Source organism: Bacillota bacterium (assembly GCA_024655925.1).
GTDB lineage: Bacteria > Bacillota > DTU025 > DTU025 > JANLFS01 > JANLFS01.
In genome coordinates this window covers 1-2,010 of sequence record JANLFS010000043.1, presented here as the reverse complement: position 1 = coordinate 2,010, position 2,010 = coordinate 1, and the positions used below count along the sequence as shown (strand labels likewise).

Sequence of the window (2,010 nt, the reverse complement as noted above, 5' to 3'; positions counted from 1 at the left end):
GGTAGCCGCAAGCGACCATGTCTCAACCAGGTCCAACACCCGGATCTGCACAAACATGCGCCGGGTTCTGTCCGCCTCCCGGAACTCCTCATCATTGTAGATCTGGTCCACCAGGCGCGCTGAGTCGGCCCAGTAATCCTCGAGCAGACGTTCGACATTGGAGCAACATCTCTTCGCCTCCCCAAGCCAGGCAGCGTAGTGGCGATCCCAGAGACCTCTGAGGTGTTCGCACGCAAGCTGCCTCAGGCGTTCTACCTCCGCTTGTGTGGAGGCTTGGCAACGGCCCGGGAGAGTAGGTAGCCGCTGGATTCTCTACCTCCGCTTGTGTGGAGGCTTGGCCCATCCGGGTTATCCATTAACGCAGAATCCCTTCCTCTTCCAGGGGCATATTGAGCGTCAGCTCTCTGTGAGTGTAGGTGTAGAAGTCGCCGGGTTGGGCGATTCCCTCGATTCTGTGGTCATAGTAATTGCCCAGGTAGGACAATTGGTACAGGTACTTGTCGTAGCTGATCTGTCCGGCGGACGGTTGCCTCGTGGAAGCGCCCTGCTTTCCCTCGTCCGCCATCTCCCTAATGATCCTTTCCCTCCAGCTCAACAGCTCCTGTAAGGATGCTGCCAGGGTCTGGGGGTCGCGCCAGCCGGGCAGTGAAGGGATCTGGATCTGCCCGGACCCGGGCCTCGGCCTTTCGCCCGAGCCGCCCGAACCGCCGGAGCTGCGTGCGCCGGACCCGGCGCTGCCTCCCCGGCCGTCGCCGCCTGCTCCTTCTCCGCTCCCGGAATCTTCTTCACCTGAACCGCCCCAAGAGGGCTTGATAGGACCATCGCCCGACTCGTCCGACGCCTTACCTGTGCCCCGCGATACTGACGGCGCGTACGCGAACTTGTCCGCCGCTTGCGGGTACTCTTCTAACACCCTGCGCCAATCGCCCCGTTCAAGATACAGGTCGCCCAGCGAGCGATGGTCGGCGCCGTACTCTGGGTCGGCTGCGATCGCGGACTTGTATAGCTTCTCGGCCACCTCGAGGTCGCCCAGGTCATAAACGAAGTTGCCCAGGTTAATGAGTATCGTAGGCGACTTGGGCGCAAGCGCGCGAGCATAGTTGAGCACATTGACAGAATCTCGAACGGCGCCGATAACGTGGAGGACTGCTCCGAAATTGTTGACTGCGAGAGAATCCAATGGCTTAGCGGCTGCGGCAGCAGTTGAGAAAATGACTGCGATGGCCTCCGACGCCCGAAGCCCCGTCAGAGCCACAGCAGCTGAAGTCAACTCATTCACTGCCATGCTGAGGAACGGCTCGTCCAAGTCCAGTCTGAGCAACTGTTGGTCCACCCAGAACTTCTGGTCAAAAGGTAGAGGGTCATAGTATTGCTCCTTGTCTCTCTCAGCAATATCTACGAGATTGAGTTCGCCGATGACTTCTTCCAGGTTCACTCTTTCCGATCCGCGCCGGTCCTCTTCTTCCATCCATGATGATTCGGGCCATGCTGATTCTGGCCATAGTGATTCGGACGACGGTGATTCGGGTCATGGTTGACTGGTCATGTCCGAAGTCCCCGGCCAGCCCTCGCCGGACATCATGCCACTTAGACCCGACAGGTCCGGCACCTGCCCCGTGCTGAGCATGACTGACCTCTTGGTCACAGAGCCCGCGGCGACATCGACCATGATGATGCTGGGGGCCGTATCCGGACCGGAGTCCAACATGGGCACAACGGTTATCATGTACGAGCCTTGGGGAAGGTCCGCGGATATGAGGCCGCCGGATGGCTCAAGGAAGTAAGGGTAGGAACCGCCAAGCGAGGTCACTGCCGCCTGGCATCGGCCGGACATGTTCTCGCCTTTCAGGAAGACTGTTATCTCCACCCAGCCGGTCGCTCCCTGCGCGGCCGAAATTGGAGAGGCAATATACATACCGAAGACCAGAAACACGAGGAGACCGAGTACTACCGTCCAGTAGAGTCCATATCCTGGTGTAAAAGGCAGTAGGCGATGGTGGCAGCAGGAGA

The 2,010-nt window shown here is 59.5% G+C and carries 2 protein-coding genes; both read right to left on the bottom strand.

Annotation, left to right across the window (positions count from 1 at the left end; genetic code table 11):
* Positions 1-355: 355 nt before the first annotated feature.
* On the bottom strand, positions 356-1,468 hold the full coding sequence (locus NUW23_08185; GenBank protein MCR4426147.1) for a hypothetical protein: 1,113 nt from the start codon (positions 1,466-1,468) through the stop codon (positions 356-358).
* Positions 1,469-1,528: 60 nt separating this feature from the next.
* Positions 1,529-2,010: hypothetical protein (locus NUW23_08180; protein MCR4426146.1), on the bottom strand; the 482-nt coding region annotated here is incomplete at its 5' end.

Bases quoted from the DNA above. Each gene is read 5' to 3' on its own strand.
- NUW23_08185 (MCR4426147.1), bottom strand. From the start codon at position 1,468: ATGGAAGAAGAGGACCGGCGCGGATCGGAAAGAGTGAACCTGGAAGAA.